Source organism: Paenibacillus sp. FSL R7-0026 (genome assembly GCF_038004485.1).
Classification (GTDB): Bacteria; Bacillota; Bacilli; order Paenibacillales; family Paenibacillaceae; genus Paenibacillus; species Paenibacillus xylanexedens_A.
Map to the genome: position 1 here is coordinate 3,830,175 of NZ_JBBORG010000001.1, position 20,109 is coordinate 3,850,283.

The window sequence follows — 20,109 nt, forward strand, 5'->3', positions numbered from 1 at the left end:
CTATATTATTGTTGGAAGGTCACATTAATCTGCACAATCTCCGAACGACTGCTTGTGCGAATCGGAGGTCCCCAGAATCCAAATCCTGACGTTACGATGGAGTGCATGGAGCCTTTTTGCAGATAACCCCAATCATTCTCGTAGATCGCTTGTGTGATGAACTGAGCCGGTGCAATCTGTCCACGGTGGGTGTGACCGGATACGACCAGATCTACATTGTTTTGCTCCGCAATATCCAGATCATACGGCTGGTGATCCATCATAAGTACCGGTTGGCTCAAGTCAGTACCTTGCATTAAAGTAGCTACTTCTGCACGATCCTTCTCTGTGCGATCTTTCCGACCAATGAGGGTGATCTTGTCATTCAGCACGATCTTGTCATCGTACAGAACTTGCATGTTGCTCTTCTCCAGCGCAGCAATCAGATCTTCAATCGGACCATCGAACTTATCGTGATTCCCGAGTGAAGCATAGACGCCGTATGGAGCCTGAATGTCACTGATAATATCGGCAATTCCGCTATTGAGGTACATATCCAGATTGTCATCAATAATATCTCCAGGATACAGCACCAGATCCGGCTTCAGCGCATTAATTTCCTCCACCATGCGTTTCGCATGTGCAGTGCCAGACAGAAGTCCAAAGTGCATATCGGCAGCCATGACAATGTTGAGCTTGTCTACACCTTCTACTTTTTTATCAATCTGGATATTATATGTTCTCACTACCGGGCTGTAGGCGTTAAAAATTCCGTAACCCATTGTGGACACTAACAGCACCAGCGTAACGACCCCCGCCCATTTATGTGTGTGATGTCTAGGAATACGGGTTACTCTCAACAACCACATCGTGAGGTGAACGACGGGTAGGATCAACAATAACAACGAGAAGATTGCCAGCCAGTAAGAACCGATGATACCGAGGAACGAGATGCTTCCAAATACCCGTGCCAAAATGAAGGAAACGGCAAGGAATACAAGCGCTATAATATAAAACCATCGAAATCTGGCGGACACAACTGGTTTCATCCAACTCCAACCGCTCCAGCCTATGTAGAACACTAATAAACCGTATACGACCAAAAACAATATACCTGCTAATACAAACATGCCCGGTCTAACCTCCACATCAATAAGTTGTATTCTGAATTTTCATTACGGACACAGGTCCGTCTGAACAAGTATAACGTAGTTGATGAGTCAGATCATCTGTTTGCCAAACCCAGATTCGTACATTTTATTACAATTTGATAATATTTAAATTTGAACCATTAACCAGAAAAAGCATTCCCGCAGCCGCCCTGAATAGTTAAATTCAAGGACAACTGCAGGAATGCTATAATTTCGGAATTAAAATTACTCGTTTGTGTCCATCCACTGGAAGTGGAATGAACCTTCTTTGTCCACACGTTTGAATGTGTGAGCACCGAAGTAGTCACGTTGAGCTTGCAGCAAGTTTGCTGGCAAACGCTCTGTACGGTAGCTGTCGTAGTAAGAAAGAGCGCTGGAGAAACCAGGTACTGGAATACCTTGTTTTACAGCAGCCGCTATAACTTCACGCCATGCGCCTTGGTAAGACTCAACGATGTTTTGGAAGTAAGGATCCAAGAGCAGGTTTTTGAGTTCTGCATCTTTGTCATATGCTTCTTTAATGTTTTGCAAGAACTGCGAACGGATGATGCAGCCGCCACGGAAGATCATGGCAATGTTACCGTATTTCAGATCCCAGCCGTATTCATCGGAAGCTGCACGCATTTGTGCAAATCCTTGTGCATAGGATACGATTTTACTTGCAAACAATGCTTTACGCACGTTCTCGATGAACGCTTTTTTGTCGCCAGAGAATGCTTCAGTTGCTGGTCCACTCAGGATTTTGCTAGCTGCTACACGCTCGTCCTTCATCGCAGACAGGAAACGGGAGAATACGGATTCCGTAATCATGGACAATGGTACGCCGAGATCCAGCGCACTTTGGCTTGTCCATTTTCCTGTTCCTTTTTGTCCAGCCGCATCCAGAATAACGTCAACCATTGGTTTTCCTGTTTCTGGATCGTATTTGGAGAAGATATCAGCCGTGATTTCGATCAGGTAGCTGTCCAGCTCCCCTTGATTCCACTCGGTGAAGATCTCATGCAACTCTTCAACGGGAACGTTCAATACGGATTTGAGCAAGTGGTACGCTTCACCAATCAACTGCATATCTCCGTACTCGATACCGTTATGCACCATTTTCACATAGTGTCCGGCACCGTCTGGTCCGATATATGTGCTACAAGCGTCATCGCCAACTTTAGCGGAGATCGCTGTCAGGATCGGTTCTACCAACTGATAAGCACTTTCCTGACCACCTGGCATGATTGCCGGGCCTTTCAGTGCGCCTTCTTCACCACCGGATACACCTGCTCCGATGAAGCGGAAACCTTTTTCTTCCAGTTCTTTACTGCGACGTTGTGTGTCAGGGAAGTAAGCATTACCTCCATCGATAATAATGTCGCCTTGATCCAGATGAGGAAGCAGTTGCTCGATCGTTGCATCTGTTGCTTTACCTGCTTGCACCATGATCAGAATTTTACGCGGAGATTCCAGGGATTCCACGAATTCTTCAATAGTGAATGCACCTGTCAGGTTTTTACCTTCTGCTTCTTTCAGAAGATCGTTCGTTTTCTCCGGGGAACGGTTAAATACCGCTACCGAGAAACCTTTGCTTTCAATATTCAAAGCCAGGTTTTTACCCATTACTGCCAATCCAATAACACCAATCTGTTGTTTACTCATTATGTCCTCCCAATGCTCCATGATTTATATAGTTTTATTGTAAGTTGAAACGAATATATGTTCAGTGATTATTGTACTGTTTTTTTCCAGTCCGCTGCAAATTTGTCCATACCTTGATCTGTCAGCGGGTGTTTGGAGATCTGTTCAATGACGGAGAATGGAACAGTAGCAATATGTGCTCCCGCCATCGCTACACGTGTAACGTGATCCGGATGTCTTACAGAAGCCGCAATAATCTGTGCATCCAGGTTATGTGTACGGAACAATTCAGCAATTTTGGTAACCAATTGTACGCCATCTTCGGAGATATCATCAAGACGTCCCAGGAATGGAGATACATATGTTGCACCAGCACGAGCAGCTAGAAGCGCCTGGTTCACAGTGAAGATCAACGTTACGTTGGTTTTGACGCCTTTTTTGGTCAAGTAACGGCAAGCTTCAAGTCCTGCAAGTGTCATTGGCAATTTGATCGTAATGTTTTTGTCACTGTTGTTAATTTTGATCAATTCGTTCGCTTGCGCGATCATTTCTTCAGCAGTAAGGGCATCTGGTGTCACTTCCGCAGAAACGGACTCCACTTCTGGTACCAAACGCAAGATTTCTTCGATACGATCTTCGAATTTCACGCCCTCTTTGGCTACCAAAGATGGGTTTGTTGTTACGCCAGACAATACGCCGATTTTGTATGCTTTTTGGATATCTTCCACGTTAGCTGTATCGATAAAAAATTTCATGATTTAATTACCTCCAGATATATTTTTTATTTTGGTTTAGAGATTCGCATTAACCGCCAAGGGTATGCTATTTGTAACTACAGACTCCTGATCCGCCGGCTCATCAAACCACCAGTGGTGACCTTCTTCTTCAAGCATAACATCTGATTCAGCCGGTCCATAGCTACCCGCAGGATACAGGTGAAGTGGCAACAGATTTTCCTGGAATGCATCCAGAATTGGCTGCACCCACGCCCATGACAATTCTACTTCATCCCAGTGGGCAAAGAATGTTGGATCACCCAGCAAAGCATCACGAATCAGATTCTCGTAAGCTTCTGCGAGGTCACCTTTATCCGGAGAAAGATCGATGTGAACCGGTTTGAATTCACCTTTATTCTCAGGATCACTTGCATTCAGTTGCAATGTCATACTCTGATCCGGACTCATCTCAATGACGAGCAGGTTTGGCTTGGAACCCTTGTTTTTCAGCACATTTGTCTGTCCTGAAGGTTCTTTGAATTCAATCACGATACGTGTTGATTTCTCCTTCATTCTTTTACCCGTGCGAATGTAAAACGGAACACCACGCCAGAAGAAATCATCAATTTGCAACTTGGCAGCAATGAATGTGTCATTCATCGTATTCTCGGCTACACCCGGTTCAGCCGTATAAGCATTTACCGGTTTACCTTGAATATTGCCTTCTGCATACTGTCCACGGATGATGTTTGCGCCCACAGTTTGTTTTTGTAACGGCTGGATCGATTCCATAATGTGTTTTTTCTTCAATCCAACTTTTTCGGAAGTACTGTTGTATGGAAGCTGGATCGCCATCATCATGAGCAATTGCAACATATGATTCTGGAACATGTCTCGCACTGCACCAACATGATCATAATAGGATGCACGTTCTTCGACACCTACAGTCTCATTCGCCGTAATTTGCACATTGGAGATGTAACGGTTGTTCCATAACGCCTTCATGATTGGGTTACTCTGATGCAACGTCTCCAGACGCTGTACCATCGGTTTGCCCAAATAGTGGTCAATCCGATAAATCTCTTCCTCCGTGAACGATTCGCTTAATTTGCGATTAAGGTCTCTCGCAGACTGTAGATCGTGACCAAATGGCTTCTCGATAACGAGGCGTTTCCATCCCTGTGTGGAACCCAGTCCACTTTCTTGAATGTTCTCGGCAATCGGTTCGAAAAATTCCGGACCAACCGAGAGATAAAACAAGCGATTGGACGGAATGCCAAGCTCAGCTTCTCTTTGTTCAACTAATCCCAACAGCTTTATATAATCTTCCTTATGGCTTATATTCAATACACTGTAGCGGAAAGCTTTCACAAATGACTTCACAACTTCAGGATCAGCTTGGCGTCTGGAAAATTCATTTAATGATTTTTCCACTTGTGCCTGAAAGAATTCATCAGACCACTCTCTACGCCCCAGACCAATCAATGAGAAGGTTTCAGGAAGCTTCTGCTCAAGATATAAGTTATATAAGGCAGGATATATTTTTCTTTTGGCTAAATCGCCAGTTGCACCAAATAAAACAATGGTAGTTGGTTCCATCTTACCGTTCTCCTTCCAAGTAACTCTGGTTTCTTTGTTGTAGTTACACTATAATACGTTTTATAGCTATACAAGTAATTAATATATTTCACAGGAGCTATAGACCACATCTATGACAACAAATTACGAACTATATAAAGTCTTTTACTGGGCCGCCAAAACGGGAAGTTTGACACAGGCTGCGAAAGCACTGTATATCACTCAACCCAGCGTCAGTCATGCCATTAAGCAATTGGAAGAGAGCTTTGGTCTGACCTTGTTTTATCGAAATTCCAAGGGTGTAGCGCTGACACAGGAAGGTGCCAGTCTGTACTCCTATATTGAACAATCCCAGATTCTGATCTCTCTTGCGGAAGAAAAAATGGCCGCACTGAAGAATCTCGACAATGGTGAATTGAGAATTGGTGGCAGTGACTCCCTGTTCAAGCATTACATGCTGGCGTATCTAGAGGAATTCCACACCTTGTACCCTAACATCAAGCTACATCTGAGTCATGGAACTACGCCGGAAGTCATCACCTTTCTGAAAGAAGGCAAGATTGATCTTGGTGTTGTTCGCATGCCCATTGTTGATCCACAGCTCGAAGTGAGAGAAAGCATTCAGTTGAAGGACTGTTTTGTAGCTGGGGAACGTTATGCTCAGTTGAAGGGTAAAGTCATGACACTTGAGATGCTTCTGGAGCATCAACTGATCCTCTTCTCCCGGAACAGCCGGGTTCGGATGGCTATAACCGAGTTGTTTAACAGCTATAGTTACACGTTGAAACCTGAGATTGAGGTTGGTAGCGTTGATCTGTTGATTGAGTTTGCGCGTCGAGGACTGGGGATTTCCTATGTCACACGTGAATTTATATCCAAAGAGCTGGAGGAAGGTTCTCTCTTCGAAATTCAGCTTGATGTCCCGCTCCCCCCTTCCCATGTGGGGATTATGACCAAACGCAATATGCCGATTTCTCTGGCTGCCAACCGGTTTATGGATCTCATTTTCAAATCCTAAGTGGTCATAATGCCAAAAGGTACAATGAAGAGCCCCACCGTCCAGTTATGGATGATGAGGCTCTTTGGCCTGCCTAAAGTTTGTGTTATCTAACGATTAAAGACTCACCAGATAGGACGCGTCCAATATAAGAGCAACTTTACCATTGCCGAGGATCGTTGCTCCAGATAGATGGTTCATCGCTCCCAGATACGTACCGAGTGTCTTAATAACGACTTCCTGATTTCCTGTAATCTCATCTACTGCGTAAGCTGCAATTTTATCAACGGAACGCACGATCACCAGTGGAATGGTCTTGGATTTGCGGTCTGTTCGTGGATAGTTGAGTCTGTCGCACAGTCGGTGAAAAGGTACAATTCGTCCATGATTCAGGATCGCTTGTTGCCCCTGGATCATCTGAATATCTTCAGGTGAAATTCGAACAATCTCAGCAACATTATACATTGGCAAGATCAGCACACGACCTGATACTTTGACTAACAGACCTTTAATAATCGCCAGTGTGAGCGGTAGACGAATCGTAAACGTGGTACCCACACCAACCTCCGTATCAATATCAATTATACCGTTGAGTCGCCCGATCTGACTACGCACGATGTCCATTCCAACACCGCGTCCTGATACTTCACTGACAGAAGAAGCCGTCGAGAAGCCAGGTTCAAATATGAGATGTACAGCTTCCTGTGTTGTTAGGCGTGCAGCCTGTTCTTCACTAATGATACCTTTGCCCAAGGCTGAAGCTTTGATCTTCTCACCATCGATACCTTTGCCATCATCCGAATAACGAATGACGACATGGTTTTCTTCATGAAATGAAGTTAAGGTAATACGTCCTTTGGACGGCTTACCGTTCTCCGCCCGAACCTCTGCACTTTCAATGCCATGATCTGCACTGTTGCGGATGAGATGGATCAGCGGGTCACTCAGTTCTTCAATAATCATCCGGTCAAGCTCAGTCTCTCCACCTTGAATAACCAGTTCCAGATCCTTACCCAGCTTCTGTGATAGGTCACGAACCAATCTCGGGAAGCGACTGAATAGTTGATCAATGGGTAACATCCGTGTCTTCATTACACCTTCTTGGAGTTCCTTGATTACCCTGCCCATATGATCGGATACACCACTAATACTCCGGATGAGTGTTGAAGACTCCTTACGCGCACCCGATCCACTCAGATCTGCAAGGGATGTTTGATCAATTAACAGTTCACCGACCAAATTCATCAAATGGTCCAGACGCTCAACACTCACACGAACTGTAGGTTGAGCAGCTTTCACTTTCTCATCCGGCCCAGTTGTATTCACGGTAGGCAAGCTTTGTTTCGATTGCTCTGTTTCAGAGAATTCAAGTGGTGCAGACGTCGCTGCAACCTCATTGGATTCCAGCAGATATGGATCAATGTCCAGCATATGAATATCCGAGTCTGAAGACAGCTCTGCCTTAAGCTGCTGTGGGTCCTTCGACGTTGCTACGATGATGATGAACTGACCATAATGATCATCTTCATTTTGCGCGCCCGGTTGACTCTCCATGAGCGAAGTAGCGACAACCGTACCACAGATTTCCTCGATACGTTGTCGTAAAATATGATATCTGGCCGCTTTCATCATGCACTTCTGCTCCAGCACGATATGAATGGACAATAACTGCTTGCCTGACACTATAGCCACCTGTGCCATAATCGATTCTGCTGGTTGCAATTGAGGTACTTTAAGTTGCCCGACTACTGCCGGGGTCTGAATTAAATCCTTTATTTCTCGTACTACCGCTCGAAAGTCTGCATAGGCTTCCCCACGGATGTACTGATCACGAAGCACCTTCATGGCGTCCAAAGAGCGGAACAACGTATCAATTAGCTCCGAAGTCATCTCCGGTTTTTTCTCCCGGACCCATTCAAGAGCATACTCCACTTCATGCGTGAGGTCGCTTAATTCTCGGAAATCCATAGTGGATGCCGATCCCTTGATGGTATGAGCTGCCCGAAACAACGTCTGAACTAGTTCTACAGAAGGCGAAAGCTCCAATGCCAATAAAGACTGATCCATACGTTCCAGTTGATCATTCAGTTCTTCGATAAAGATGTCACGGTAGGCAGACAAATCCATCATTCGTATATACCTCCCTAACCGCCCAATATTTCGTCCAGTTTCAAAATGCCCACAAGCTTGTCTTCCTGTTGACCCACACCATGGAATAAACCTTCACGGTTACGACCATATCCGCCTGTTGGCGGATGTATTTCCGAATATGTGGTTACCTTGTTCACGCGATCCACGATCAAGCCAATATATTCTTCCTGATGCCGAACTACGATAATTCGAGTCGCTCTGGTGTCCGGTTCATCCGGCATACCCAGCAGGTTCCGCAGACTCATCACACATACAACCTTGCCACGCAGATTAACTACCCCTTTGATCTCTGGGCGGCTGAATGGGATATCTGTAATGCTAAGCATTTTAATAATTTCGTGAATTTCTTCGATTCGAATGGCGCAAGTCTCTGCACCTACAGACAGTTCAATATATTGTTCCTTCTGAAGTGAAGACATCAATTCACCCTCAATTCAATTTTATTAATTTGTTTTGAAGGCCGCTGCCGAATTCGCCAGTTCTTCCGCCAGATGTGCCAAAGACTGGCATGTTGCCGCTGTCTCTTCAGACGCTGCAGCGGATTCCTCACTGGAAGCCGAGATGGATTCAACAGAGCTCATCACCTCTGCAGCTTGGGCTGCTTCTTCTTCACATGCAGCAGCAATTTCGTTTACTTTCTGTGAAGAGTTATTGACCATATCAATGATCTGATCAAACGCCTGTCCAGTCATGGAAGACTGCTCAACACTGGCTGCTACGGCTTGCACACTTTGTCTCGTATTTTCCTGCATTGCTTTGATGATGGCTGTAATTTCTTTGGTCGCCTCGCCACTTCGTTCAGCAAGCTTCCGGACTTCATCTGCTACTACGGCGAATCCTCGTCCTTGTTCTCCGGCACGTGCCGCTTCAATTGCAGCATTCAGCGCGAGCAGATTGGTCTGCTCAGCGATATCGTCAATCACTTCAATGATGTCACCGATTTTACGAGAATCATCTTCAAGCTTGGTCATTTTTGTATTAACAGCTTGCATACCTTCCAATGAAGTCTGTACAACAAGTCCACCTTCACGAGCAGTCTTCACCGTATCGTTGGACAGTTCAGCCGCTTCTTCCGCACTTGCAGCGACGGAGTTGATGGCAAGTGAAAGCTCCTTGAACAATTCGGAGATATTTCCCGCCTCACTGGATTGGCTTGTGCTGGTGCTCGCAATTTCCTGTGTGCTGGCTGAGATCTGTTCCGAAGAAGCAGCAACACTTTGGGAGTTCATCACGATATTGTTAATTAACTCTTTCAGATTATCGACCATCCGATTCAGTGCCGCGGCTAGTTGACCCACTTCATCTTTGCTGGAGATGTTTGATTTAAGGGTCAAATTTCCGTTGGCAACTTCCGTAGCTAGACCCAGCATGGCCATGAGTGGCTTCGAAATGGAGCGAGAGATGATATATCCAATGAGAATACTGAAGAGTACGGACAGAACCACAAGAATTATCGTTACTTTAAATGCTTGTGAATAGGCAGCCTGAGATTGTATATTCGCCTGTTCAGCCAAACTTTCATTAACGTCGATCAAATTGGTAAGGAGCTCAACAATCTTGTCCCCTTGTGGTTTAAGCTCAGATTTAAGGTAGGTATTAAAGGCGCTTTGGTCATCTGCGAGAGCCAGATTAGTTGCTCGTTCAAACAACGTTAAATATCCTGGATATTCCGCATCAAAATTACGGAGTAATTCTATTTCTTCAGGGGTTGTTGCAAGCGGACGATAGATGGTCAGGCGATCATTCACACTCTGGCGAATCGAAGCGATGTTCTCCGTGATCCGAGTTTTTTCGGTTTCGACGGTTTCGAAGCTCAAATCACGCACGTTCACACGCATTCTTTGATAATCAATCTGAGCAGAGGATAATTCTTTCACAGAGATTAGATTGTTGTTATACATCTCTTGCATTCGTTCATTCGTACTTCTCAATGTTACTACAGAGTAGACGCCAAGCGCCGCAAGGATTATCGACACAACTAAAAACGCTGAGATAATCTTTGTTGCTGTTTTCAAATTTCCAAACCACTTCATGTAATCTCCTCCTAGGCATCGTAGTGTCCAGTTATGTATATAACGCTTGGTAAACCCTTCTCTTGGTCGCGCTCCAGACAACTTACGATCTATTTCGACATAAATATATTAAAACTGAATAGGAGATTTTTATTTCTATAAATTTGCACTATTACGAATTTTTATTTCAGATATAAAGGATCTTCTTTTAAATATAATTTATACTTTTTACCTATTAAATTGTTATTTTCATTTACATATATACGTATATTGAATATTCTGCATTGATTTCCACATACATTCTCCATACAAATTTTCATGTGACATGGTTTTCTTATATTTACATAAGAAGTTGTATAGTTCTTACGTCTAACACATATCATTTTCATGCAAAAAAATTATGTATTTTTCTGTACACGCTCCACATTTCAAGACTTAAGTCTAATAAATGTTTAGCTATACTGAGTCCATTTTCCCATTAAAAAAACCAAACCCGAATCAACAAAGTTTGGTTATGAAGCGAAAAAATACACTTTAAATTAACACAAAATCCATTTAAAACTAATCACTTATGTGTTATATAACTGCTCCAGTTCCATTAAGCGGTCCTTAATCCTGAGTGGAATAATACTAAACAGGTTATTCCACGTCATGAACATCTCCGGTTTTAGTAAATATTCTTCGAACTCCATGGTAGGTACAAACGCTTTGGTCTGCAGATAACGCTCCACCTGAGCATCGATCTGTTCATTCGTTTCAAAATAATCTTGAAACAACTCATTCACAAGTAGCCCATCACATCCAGCTTCGGCACCTGCTGCACTATACAGGTTTGGCAATAACTCAAATACAACCGGAAGTGGTGAGAAAGCATGTTTGCCAGGCTGTGAGTACAGACATACATGATGTCCAACCACATTGACCCGTTCCTTCAATAATCCACGCAGCACCTTCCCATGAAAGCTGGCTTCACAGTCTACTACCTCTCCGTCATGACCCACATAAACCCATACATGCTCCATTTCATACAGATGTCCAATCTCATAATCCCACCAGATTGCATATTCAATTACATATTGTACTACCTCGGTCGGAAACTTAATGTCCCTTCTGAACGATGGTGAAGGCCCAGTTTGATGCAACACAGAAATGCCAATAAAATCAGGATAAAAGGGTTCGGCTCTGTCAAACATCAAAATAGGTGCATAACTCATTGCAGTTTCAAGCGTTTTCATTTCTGACATGTTCATTCATGAGTCCTCCGTTTTGGTTGGATGTTCATACTATACTAACAGAGAACGTAACACACTGACTCAGGCATTTTGAATTTTTTTCTAATATAATACCAACCCCTCCATGGACTTCATAAGATTATTACATCGACACATCAAAAAGCCTGCAACTGATATTCTCCAGTTACAGGCTGTGTACTTTGATAATAAATAAGGAATCTTAAATTAAGATTTCAGCTTATTGGATGGTGACACGGACGTCTTGGAAGGTGAAGTCGATTGATCAGAAACCTGCGTATCACACCCTATTGGAGGGCCCAGAATCGCATCATTTTTAATGGAAGCAACAGCTCTCGCATATGCCTCTTCATCCAAACAATACGCGCGGTGAGCCACCTCCGGCGGTGTAGCTGCCAAGAAATCCGCTCCAAATACAATATCAGGCGTTGGTTGATCAAAGATTGTTAAGACATATACATCATCTGTCTCAGCGACAAACCAGTGAAACCAGCCTTTCGGAAATACCACAACCTGACCTGGTTTCAGACGATATGTCAATCGTTCACGCGTAAACGGATTGAAGACTGACGCTGTAATTTCACCGGTGATAACCACAACCATCTCCGTGACATTGGTGTGCCAGTGCGGCTGCACAATGATTCCTTTGCTTAAGTGCACGTTGAAGAAACCATTCGCAATGGTCGGCAGCTGTTCTCCAAACAACTGGGTTACATAGTTGCGTGAATCCCTCTGATAATTGACAACCGCATTGGAATCGGCTGCCAGCGGAACATTCGGGGCTTGTAAAATCGGATTCATCATACGATCATTTCTCCTCCTTGGGCATACATCTCATTGTTGTACTGTATGCCGGAGAATAGAAAGATAATACCGTTGACACATGTTATATATTGTTTTTAATCCTGAACTTTAGGTTTCTTAGAATCATGTATAAACAAACTAGACTTGACCAGGGAATCTGCCTCCGGCTGCGATGCCTTTAGGTGATATGCGATCGATCTGGTTCATCTCATCATCCGTAAGCGAAACCTGTAGCGCTCCCAAGTTCTCGTGAACTCTTTCCAGATTGCGAGTCCCCGGGATCGGAACGATATGTTCTCCCTTTCCAAGCAACCAAGCCAGAGCAAGTTGAGAGACCGTACACCCTTTTTGCTTAGCCATCTCTTGGATCAATCCAACAACCTCCAGATTTTTCTGAAAGTTCTCACCTTGGAAACGCGGATAGTGACGACGATAATCATCTTCCGGCAGATCGTCTATAGATCGGATCTGACCAGTCAGGAAGCCCCGCCCCAAAGGGCTGTATGGAACCAATCCAATGTTCAATTCATGCAGGACAGGCATAATCTCATCCTCAAGCTCTCGACTCCATAATGAATATTCGGTCTGCAACGCTGTAATCGGATGAACAGCATGTGCACGCCGAATGATCTCTACTGGCGCTTCGGACAAACCAATATATCGAATCTTCCCCTGTTGAACCAGATCGGCAAGTGTGCCTACGGTCTCTTCAATGGGTGTATTCGGATCAGGACGATGTTGATAATACAGATCGATATAATCCATTCCCAGGTTGTAGAGACTCGCATCTACTGATTTTTTGATGTAGGCTGGATCTCCCTTGGGGCCCTGCGTGTGTGTTATACCAAATTTGGTGGCAACGATTGCCTTGGATCTTCGACCCTTAAGCGCGCGTCCAAGCAGCTTTTCATTCCCTCCAAATCGCTGTTTTTCATACTCTCCGTACAGATCCGCCGTATCAAACATGGTAACTCCTGCATCCAGCGCACCCTGAATGGTATGTACCGATTCGTCATTATCCGGCATCATCATCACACCCAAGCCAAGCGCAGATATTCGTAATTTATCATTTCCCAGTGTTCTTGTTTTGAGCATGTGGCTCCCTCTTTTCATCTTGAAATAGAAACGTTAATTAGATACGTATGAACTTGAGTTCATTCTATTTCACTTCCGAGACCCCAACCACACTCTGTTTATGCTAGTAAAGAAATTACCAGTTTGATTAACTTTCTATATGGCAACAGGAACGTAAATACAACAATGAATGCCTGATTGGCTGTTCAGATTATTCATGGAAAAGATATCGTATGCATGCACAACACCATCTGCCCGATCCGTCGTTTCAAGCAGGACACGATTGACTTGTTTGAATTCAACTTGGTGCAGATTCCAGATCGTTCGGAAGTCTATACTTTCTTCACTCAATTGTTTCACGATTCTGCTGAATTCGGGGTCACTCGGATACTTGTCATAATACGTACGGAATACGGCTACCGAGTGCCGCGCGAATTCCTCCCAATTGTGCATACGCTCCCTGAGCGTTGCATCCAAGAATAGAATCCGCATCATTAGACGCTCATTCATATTCATCGACGAGAAGTTAAAGATGTTCGTATCAGCTGCTTCATTCCAGGCAAGAACCTCAGAACGTTCATTGGTAATAAAGGAAGGATGCGTCAACTGCCCAATAATACTCTGCCAACCTGGCTCCAGTTGTGAATACGAAGCAAGGAATTCATGTTCCGTATTAGGGTCCCATAAGTCAAACAGATGACTCTTCTCTTCCAGTGTTAAACGGAGCGCATTCGCTATACTCTGCATCACTTCTCGTGAAGCCGCCAACTCCCTCCCCTGTTCGAGCCACGTGTAATACGTTGCACTGACACCAGCCAATACCGCTACTTCTTCCCGCCGTAGACCAGGTGTTCTTCGCTGTCCATAAGATCCTGACAATCCAACTTGTTCCGGTTGAATGCGGCTTCTCCGCGATTTCAAAAACTCACCCAGTTTTTTGTTACGGCTCATACTTGTATCCATAGACATCGTTCCTTTTTATAAAAGTATTCAAGCCTATTCGACTCTATCCAAAATGGTAGTCTCTGAATGACTCTGATATAATCCATCTATTATTAGTTCTACAGAATACTTGGTTTACAAGTAGCTTAGCATCGATTGATACAGAGCGAAAGGAGCATAACATGATTCCCAATGTTGGAGATGTGTACTGCGTGTACGTCGAAAAATTACAACAATATACAGCCTGCCAGGTAACTGGACTGAAAGAAACAGAGGGTAAAACTTCTGACACGCTTGCCTCCGTCCTTCAGTTGGATTGGACTGGTGATCAACTGCCTAATGAAATGCAGCTTCATCAGATGAAACCACTGATCTGTAATTTTTATTTCTGGAATGATCGACTTGCCCATAGTTTCGTGAGTGCTAATGTTCCTTCACAGTATGTGCTTGCAGGCAATATCCTTCCGCTCTACACCGAGGAAACGAATACGTATGGCGGAGGCTGGCCGATCGGAGAAAGTCTCTATCTCCAGCGTGAATGGGAAGGTATCGATGCGATCCGAAGAGCGCAGTTCAAACAAGCTGCGGATGATGACGAAGAAGTCATGGTTGGCAATCGTGTAGTGCGGCGCAGTACGAGTACACTCCGCAATTTCAGCCCTAAATCTTCTGAAGATGTAGTCGAACTCGCAAAGCTACCTTGTCTGACACATATTGAAATGGATGGTTATACGGAATCAATCTTTCCATTTATAGAGGACAACCCGTTCATTAATGAACTTCATATCTTACATCATGGTCAAACGATGCTCGATATCAGCAAGAGTCGCCTGACCAAACTTATCGTGGATGTCAGCGGGTTGAAGGAGTTAGTTTTAAACACAAAGATGAAAAGTCTGAATTTCACAGGAGAGTTGTCTCCTGATCTACGTATCGTGGCTTATGAAGACGGTAAATACATCACTCTCAATGTTCCATCGGGCCTGCCACAGGTTACGGGTATCTCACGACTTGAAGGTCTGTATATCAGAGATATCACGGAGCTCAATCTGGAGCCACTTGTGCAGTATTATCCTGAGCTTTCAGAGTTGCGACTGTGGGGTAAACCCGGCAATGTATCCCATATAGAGTCGATTCAGCATTTGGCAAATTTGCAAACCTTCACTACATATGACCTGTTCGGCTTCAAAGGTGAACAATTCCCTGATCCAGAGCAACTTCCAAAATTGGCTAGGCTGTGGCTAACCAGCCTGCCTGTCGATGCAGCCAAATCGATCAAAACAAGATATAAGAAATTCGCCGCTGCCGGACTTGATATAGAAATCACCAAAGCACGCAAACCGGAATGGCTTGCGGAGAACCTGAACAATCCGTTTCGGGATTGGGATGGGCGGGACCACATCAAGGCAGCACATGCCAAAAAAGCAGCTCAATTGTACAAGCAGTGCTTGAAGGAAATCCGCCAATTAAGTCAAGATTTTAACAATCAGGAAGCTATGCACAAACAGCTCGTCTCCATGGTTGAGAACTACACACAGACCTTCAACAAGATGGATGCCAAGACCGGCTTTATTGAAACTGTTGAGCGGGAAGAGATTTATGTTGTGCTAACGGAGTTACTGAATCAGTTACAGGAGAATTTGGAACTGCGTCAAGATGATTTGATTAAGGTCAATCACGAGGATTTATATGAGATATTTGATCGTTTGAGGGATTTCTAGGTTACTCAAAAAGGGTCCTGTTATGAAAATGACAGGACCCTCTTTTGCATGAATAGAATTTCTTACACTCTATTTTCCCCTTAATTCAAATTTAATAAGATATCAACGAGTATAAAGCAGTGCTAGGAAGTGGAAATTTTAAATGCAGTCTAGTCTGTTGCACGATATGTCTAAGTAACTGCTGATCAATATTCTGATAAAAAAAAGCTGTTGCGGGGGACGCTGCGTCACAATCTATAATGAAAAAAATATGATAGAAGGAGTTTTCATTATGTCTGAGCCCCATGCAAAGGAACAGTATAAAATACTGTTGATCGCATTACTAACGCAATCAGCTTTTCTATTTATTGGATTGATTTTTATTGGGTTATTTAAGTGGGGAGGAATGTTACCATTCATAGCTTCCTTATTCATGCCAAACGAGATTAGTATGTTACCCACAATCATCATTGGTCTTATTTTTAGTTTTTTTATTACTACAATAGCTCTAATTACATTCATCAGAACAAGAACAGAACTCCCTACGACCGAGGGGTCAGATATGATTAAAAAAATAATGATCAGACCAAGTGGTATAGCTTTAACCGCGATAGGTGGTATGTTTGAAGAATTCTTTTTTAGAGGTGTCCTGATCGGATTATTTATTGGATATTCTTTCGTCGTGGATTGGCTCGTCATTCTAATAAGCACTTTTCTATTCTGGATAATACATGTTCCTCAATATAAAGGAGCTACGGGTATCCTTATCGTTGTGTTTGTGAATGGTTTGATTTTTGCACTACTCTTTTATTTTACGGGGTCGTTAATTCCACCAATCCTTGCTCATGTGATTTATAATATTTCTATTGGAATTTTTCTGGAAAGAAAGTACAAGAACTGATTATTTGAAAAGAGGGACGTTAGATGCAATTAACCGTGAGTAAGTTTGCTAAGCTGGCGGGCACAACAGTTCGTACGTTAAGACATTATCGACAACTTGGCATATTGGTTCCCTCACAAAAGAACGAAAATGATCATCATGTATATATAAATGAAGATTTTAAAAGGCTGCATGAAATTCAATTATTGCAGAGTCTAGGACTTTCATTAAACGAGATTAAAGCCAGCTTGGATAATCCGCAATATTCTTTTGATGAAATAGTTAGAGTTCAAGAACAATCGCTTAAACATAGGAGAAAAGCTATTGATTGTTCTTTAGCATTAATTAAACGAATAAAATGGTTAAAGGAAAAAGATCAATTCAATGAATTAAACTCAGAATTGCTCATGTTACTTATGAACTCGATGCGTGTTGAGGAGGACCAAAAAAAGCTGCTTCAAAAGTATGTTTCTACGGATATTATTGAGAAGGTGTTCCCAGAGGATATCTCTAAGCAAACTTACTTGGATGAACAATTATTCAATTTGGTATTGCTTGTCCATCGAGCTACCATACACGATCTTAAACCAGATCATCCTTCCATACAGCAACAGTTGAAGGTTATCATTGCAAATACCCAATTAAATCACCTGATTCTCCATGACGAAGAAAAGAACGAAGAACTTTATAAAAACGTAAAACCCTATGAATCGTTGATACCTAAGCATACCATAGATTTTTTGACAGAAGCATTTGAGGTATTAAATACGAAGAAGCAATCTTCCATATAGGATCGATAACTACCATTAAAAATCTGGAGGTCACGGACACCATTCATGAGAAAAACCACTCCTTTCACCTAGCCTAAACATCTCACGTTTACCGGGAGGCTCTTGGTGGTTCTCGCTACGGATACGAGGTTTGATCTCTTGAGCTGTACCTAAGAGGCGGTTCGTTAAACGCAAATGGAACGAAGCAGAAAACACGCTGCTTCGTTCCGGTAAAACAATCGATATGGCAATTTTTTCTCCCCTTCATTGAATAGAAAACACTTCTTTTTTCAATAATTCTTCTGGCGTCTGCCCTATCACATCACTGTGAAAATAATCGCGTATAACGCCATCTTGAAGATAGTTGGCGATCGATACCATAATCATCCCTTGATCCAGTGCCAGATAAGCTTTTGCGAGTTCTCCCGTTTCAACATTGACTGAGTCATAGAACCCATACTTGCCAAACATTTTGAAGTTCTTTAAAGCTTTAATGTTCTTTCGAACAGCTTCAGGGGCATAATCCAGGGCAAGGAATGTTGCGTGTGCTGTTACCGTTGCTCCATCTTTGTAACCTGAGGTCCCTAACGGCGTTGCTGCAAACTCACTGTAACCTGTCGGAGTTGCAGAAGGTGAAAAGCCCCATGCGGCATACCCTTTTTCTTTGGCATATTCGATTTGCAATTCAACATGACGCTGGTTGTTCAATCCCAAAGCTTGAGTACCCAGGTCTTTTTCCTTTATGACCATACCGGGCATAAGAGCTTCAAACATACTGCCTCCCCAGCTTGGCACGAACTTTTTATCCTTGTATACATAACTTCCTTCAAACACATCCACTCCATCGTACTTAACGGATTTGCCTTGAGGAATCTGAGCTTGCCAATCCCATTCTTGAGGTAATGTGCGATACATCTTCCACCAATGATCTTGGGGAACGTCACCTTTCCCAATAGCAATATAGCTACCTACACGTGGTTCTGTATAAAACATCCCATAATGGTGATCCGTCAGCGCGCCTTTAGCCACATCATAACCTCCGCGGAATTGGCCGACTTCAGGATCATATAGCGGAGTATAATTCATATTTTTAACCAGCTTGCTTGTTTCCCCATGAAGTTCTTCATAGGCTTGCCCAACAACAATTAAACCAGCGGATAACCAGCCATTATCGACTTGGGAAATAAATTGTCCCCAATCTTTCTTCACTGAACCGTCATCCGTGTTATACCAGTTATAAAATAGGCCGTTCCACTTTTCTAACTTTTCGAGGGAATGTATAGTCGTTTGCAGGCGTTGTACAGCTTCTTTCTTTGAAATAATGCCCAATTGTTGCGCTGAAACGGTGCTCATCATATACATTGCGATGTTCGTGGGCGAGGTACGTTTAGCTTCTTCTATCCCGTTTTCAGTATGCCGTACTTCATCGTAAGTCAAGCCAGTGTTCTGATCCGTATAGTCCTCAAAAAACGTATAGGTCTTATATGCAATCGCTTTCAATTCTGCTCGAAATCCAATTAAATTGCTTGAGTCACCTGCTGAAGCCATAGGAGTTAAAGCTAGATTAGCTAACAGACAAAAAGTTAAAATAAAGCTGAGTTGTTTTACTTTTTTCATGATTTTCTCCCTTCAAATGGATTCGAAACGTTTCGTGTATATGTTATCATAAATTTCCCATTTCCGTAAACAAGAAAATGAAACGCTTACAAATTCTATATATATTATGGATCAACGATAGATATTAACTCGAAACGTTTCATTATTGAGGCAACATGAGAGTAGCACACGCAGGATAATATGACGTATTAGTCCGTATGAAGGTCTGTTATATTCTAAATTGAAAAGAAAAAAGCCTGACTCCATAGGAATCAGGCCTAATCCTTTCTCGTACCCATTCTGAACCGTCCTATGTTGCTACAACTATTGTTCCACAATACTCGCAGTCCGTTGATTGCTTGGGAAGCACTTTTACCTTCGCCCCACACCCCGGGCAACTTACTGAAATAGGCCTTTGTGGCTCTTCTACTTTTTCTTCGACCTTCTCTTCAGCGTCTTGCTTATCTGAAAAATTAATCTCTGTATAGTTAATGGTATTATGACTACTGTAACTCACGGTGTTGCTATTGTAGCTTGAATAAGTATGCGGATTCGCATTCTCGCGATCAAGATGACCGCCATAATCTCCCCCATAAAACTTTCGTTCAGGGACATGCTTTTTCTTAACACGTTTTTTCCTAAGCAATTTAATGCCAAAAAACACAAATAAAAATTCAACGATTAAAATTTCAACGACAAGAACTATATTCAATTGATCTACGAGATTATCTTCCATAAGTAATCGTATAGGGATCGCAATGGCATAAAACATAAAAAACAGTCCGAAAAACTTCCTTAACAACACATTTCCTCCTTAAAACATCACACTCTACCTAGCAGTGTATATTACAACTATCCGTAAAAGAAGTCATTTAGTCAGCTACAC

General features: G+C 43.0%; 17 protein-coding genes. 4 read left to right on the plus strand and 13 right to left on the minus strand.

All coding sequences use genetic code 11. The features are described from left to right. Nucleotides 1–5: 5 nt before the first annotated feature. The 4 genes from MKY44_RS16800 to zwf all read right to left on the minus strand — a co-directional run bounded on the left by MKY44_RS16800 (nucleotide 6) and on the right by zwf (nucleotide 5,068). Complete coding sequence (locus tag MKY44_RS16800) at nucleotides 6–1,109, minus strand: metallophosphoesterase (RefSeq protein WP_341007940.1); 1,104 nt, start codon at nucleotides 1,107–1,109, stop codon at nucleotides 6–8. 246 nt (nucleotides 1,110–1,355) lie between these two features. Beyond that, nucleotides 1,356–2,774 carry an NADP-dependent phosphogluconate dehydrogenase gene (gene gndA, locus MKY44_RS16805; protein WP_341007941.1) on the minus strand — a complete coding sequence of 473 codons (1,419 nt, stop codon included), beginning with the start codon at nucleotides 2,772–2,774 and terminating at the stop codon, nucleotides 1,356–1,358. Between the two features lie 68 nt (nucleotides 2,775–2,842). Then, nucleotides 2,843–3,508 (minus strand): fructose-6-phosphate aldolase, encoded by a 666-nt coding sequence (gene fsa, locus MKY44_RS16810; RefSeq protein WP_341007942.1) that lies wholly within the window; start codon nucleotides 3,506–3,508, stop codon nucleotides 2,843–2,845. Between the two features lie 36 nt (nucleotides 3,509–3,544). After that, the gene (gene zwf / locus MKY44_RS16815; RefSeq protein ID WP_341007943.1) at nucleotides 3,545–5,068 is read right to left on the minus strand and encodes a glucose-6-phosphate dehydrogenase; all 1,524 of its coding nucleotides are present in this window, start codon (nucleotides 5,066–5,068) and stop codon (nucleotides 3,545–3,547) included. Nucleotides 5,069–5,180: 112 nt separating this feature from the next. Here zwf and MKY44_RS16820 point away from each other — a divergent pair, with 112 nt between their 5' ends. After that, a complete protein-coding gene (locus MKY44_RS16820; RefSeq protein WP_341007944.1) occupies nucleotides 5,181–6,065 on the plus strand; it encodes a LysR family transcriptional regulator in 885 nt (294 codons plus the stop codon). A gap of 96 nt (nucleotides 6,066–6,161) precedes the next feature. Here MKY44_RS16820 and MKY44_RS16825 read toward each other — a convergent pair whose 3' ends face one another. The 7 genes from MKY44_RS16825 to MKY44_RS16855 form a co-directional block, all read right to left on the minus strand. Next, nucleotides 6,162–8,174 carry a chemotaxis protein CheA gene (locus MKY44_RS16825; protein ID WP_341007945.1) on the minus strand — a complete coding sequence of 671 codons (2,013 nt, stop codon included), beginning with the start codon at nucleotides 8,172–8,174 and terminating at the stop codon, nucleotides 6,162–6,164. 14 nt (nucleotides 8,175–8,188) lie between these two features. Further along, complete coding sequence (locus MKY44_RS16830; protein ID WP_017687852.1) at nucleotides 8,189–8,614, minus strand: chemotaxis protein CheW; 426 nt, start codon at nucleotides 8,612–8,614, stop codon at nucleotides 8,189–8,191. A 24-nt stretch (nucleotides 8,615–8,638) separates the two neighbouring features. Then, complete coding sequence (locus MKY44_RS16835) at nucleotides 8,639–10,228, minus strand: methyl-accepting chemotaxis protein (RefSeq protein ID WP_341007946.1); 1,590 nt, start codon at nucleotides 10,226–10,228, stop codon at nucleotides 8,639–8,641. 548 nt (nucleotides 10,229–10,776) lie between these two features. Further along, nucleotides 10,777–11,457, minus strand: coding sequence for a hypothetical protein (locus tag MKY44_RS16840; RefSeq protein WP_341007947.1), 681 nt, complete (start codon nucleotides 11,455–11,457; stop codon nucleotides 10,777–10,779). Nucleotides 11,458–11,664: 207 nt separating this feature from the next. Further along, nucleotides 11,665–12,261: a cupin domain-containing protein gene (locus MKY44_RS16845; RefSeq protein WP_341007948.1), complete on the minus strand. Its 597-nt coding sequence runs from the start codon at nucleotides 12,259–12,261 to the stop codon at nucleotides 11,665–11,667. A 138-nt stretch (nucleotides 12,262–12,399) separates the two neighbouring features. Further along, entirely contained in the window at nucleotides 12,400–13,356 is a 957-nt protein-coding gene (locus MKY44_RS16850) for an aldo/keto reductase (protein ID WP_341007949.1), read from the minus strand. Nucleotides 13,357–13,491: 135 nt separating this feature from the next. Beyond that, nucleotides 13,492–14,298, minus strand: a complete 807-nt coding sequence (locus tag MKY44_RS16855) for a helix-turn-helix transcriptional regulator (RefSeq protein WP_341007950.1) — start codon at nucleotides 14,296–14,298, stop codon at nucleotides 13,492–13,494. A 161-nt stretch (nucleotides 14,299–14,459) separates the two neighbouring features. Here MKY44_RS16855 and MKY44_RS16860 point away from each other — a divergent pair, with 161 nt between their 5' ends. The 3 genes from MKY44_RS16860 to MKY44_RS16870 all read left to right on the plus strand — a co-directional run bounded on the left by MKY44_RS16860 (nucleotide 14,460) and on the right by MKY44_RS16870 (nucleotide 17,648). Then, entirely contained in the window at nucleotides 14,460–15,998 is a 1,539-nt protein-coding gene (locus MKY44_RS16860) for a hypothetical protein (RefSeq protein ID WP_341007951.1), read from the plus strand. A 271-nt stretch (nucleotides 15,999–16,269) separates the two neighbouring features. Continuing rightward, a complete protein-coding gene (locus MKY44_RS16865; RefSeq protein WP_341007952.1) occupies nucleotides 16,270–16,878 on the plus strand; it encodes a CPBP family intramembrane glutamic endopeptidase in 609 nt (202 codons plus the stop codon). Between the two features lie 23 nt (nucleotides 16,879–16,901). Further along, a complete protein-coding gene (locus tag MKY44_RS16870) occupies nucleotides 16,902–17,648 on the plus strand; it encodes a MerR family transcriptional regulator (protein ID WP_341007953.1) in 747 nt (248 codons plus the stop codon). Nucleotides 17,649–17,891: 243 nt separating this feature from the next. On the opposite strand, the gene MKY44_RS16875 is transcribed toward MKY44_RS16870, so the two are convergent. Then, nucleotides 17,892–19,244, minus strand: a complete 1,353-nt coding sequence (locus MKY44_RS16875; protein WP_341007954.1) for a glucoamylase family protein — start codon at nucleotides 19,242–19,244, stop codon at nucleotides 17,892–17,894. A 289-nt stretch (nucleotides 19,245–19,533) separates the two neighbouring features. After that, nucleotides 19,534–20,025 (minus strand): hypothetical protein, encoded by a 492-nt coding sequence (locus tag MKY44_RS16880; protein ID WP_341007955.1) that lies wholly within the window; start codon nucleotides 20,023–20,025, stop codon nucleotides 19,534–19,536. Nucleotides 20,026–20,109: the final 84 nt, after the last annotated feature.

Excerpts from the sequence above, each read along its gene's own strand:
- MKY44_RS16800 (WP_341007940.1), bottom strand. The coding sequence starts at position 1,109 with ATGTTTGTATTAGCAGGTATATTGTTTTTGGTCGTATACGGTTTATTA.
- gndA (WP_341007941.1), bottom strand. The coding sequence starts at position 2,774 with ATGAGTAAACAACAGATTGGTGTTATTGGATTGGCAGTAATGGGTAAA.
- fsa (WP_341007942.1), bottom strand. The coding sequence starts at position 3,508 with ATGAAATTTTTTATCGATACAGCTAACGTGGAAGATATCCAAAAAGCA.
- zwf (WP_341007943.1), bottom strand. The coding sequence starts at position 5,068 with ATGGAACCAACTACCATTGTTTTATTTGGTGCAACTGGCGATTTAGCC.
- MKY44_RS16820 (WP_341007944.1), top strand. The coding sequence starts at position 5,181 with ATGACAACAAATTACGAACTATATAAAGTCTTTTACTGGGCCGCCAAA.
- MKY44_RS16825 (WP_341007945.1), bottom strand. The coding sequence starts at position 8,174 with ATGATGGATTTGTCTGCCTACCGTGACATCTTTATCGAAGAACTGAAT.
- MKY44_RS16830 (WP_017687852.1), bottom strand. The coding sequence starts at position 8,614 with ATGTCTTCACTTCAGAAGGAACAATATATTGAACTGTCTGTAGGTGCA.
- MKY44_RS16835 (WP_341007946.1), bottom strand. The coding sequence starts at position 10,228 with ATGAAGTGGTTTGGAAATTTGAAAACAGCAACAAAGATTATCTCAGCG.
- MKY44_RS16840 (WP_341007947.1), bottom strand. The coding sequence starts at position 11,457 with ATGAACATGTCAGAAATGAAAACGCTTGAAACTGCAATGAGTTATGCA.
- MKY44_RS16845 (WP_341007948.1), bottom strand. The coding sequence starts at position 12,261 with ATGATGAATCCGATTTTACAAGCCCCGAATGTTCCGCTGGCAGCCGAT.
- MKY44_RS16850 (WP_341007949.1), bottom strand. The coding sequence starts at position 13,356 with ATGCTCAAAACAAGAACACTGGGAAATGATAAATTACGAATATCTGCG.
- MKY44_RS16855 (WP_341007950.1), bottom strand. The coding sequence starts at position 14,298 with ATGGATACAAGTATGAGCCGTAACAAAAAACTGGGTGAGTTTTTGAAA.
- MKY44_RS16860 (WP_341007951.1), top strand. The coding sequence starts at position 14,460 with ATGATTCCCAATGTTGGAGATGTGTACTGCGTGTACGTCGAAAAATTA.
- MKY44_RS16865 (WP_341007952.1), top strand. The coding sequence starts at position 16,270 with ATGTCTGAGCCCCATGCAAAGGAACAGTATAAAATACTGTTGATCGCA.
- MKY44_RS16870 (WP_341007953.1), top strand. The coding sequence starts at position 16,902 with ATGCAATTAACCGTGAGTAAGTTTGCTAAGCTGGCGGGCACAACAGTT.
- MKY44_RS16875 (WP_341007954.1), bottom strand. The coding sequence starts at position 19,244 with ATGAAAAAAGTAAAACAACTCAGCTTTATTTTAACTTTTTGTCTGTTA.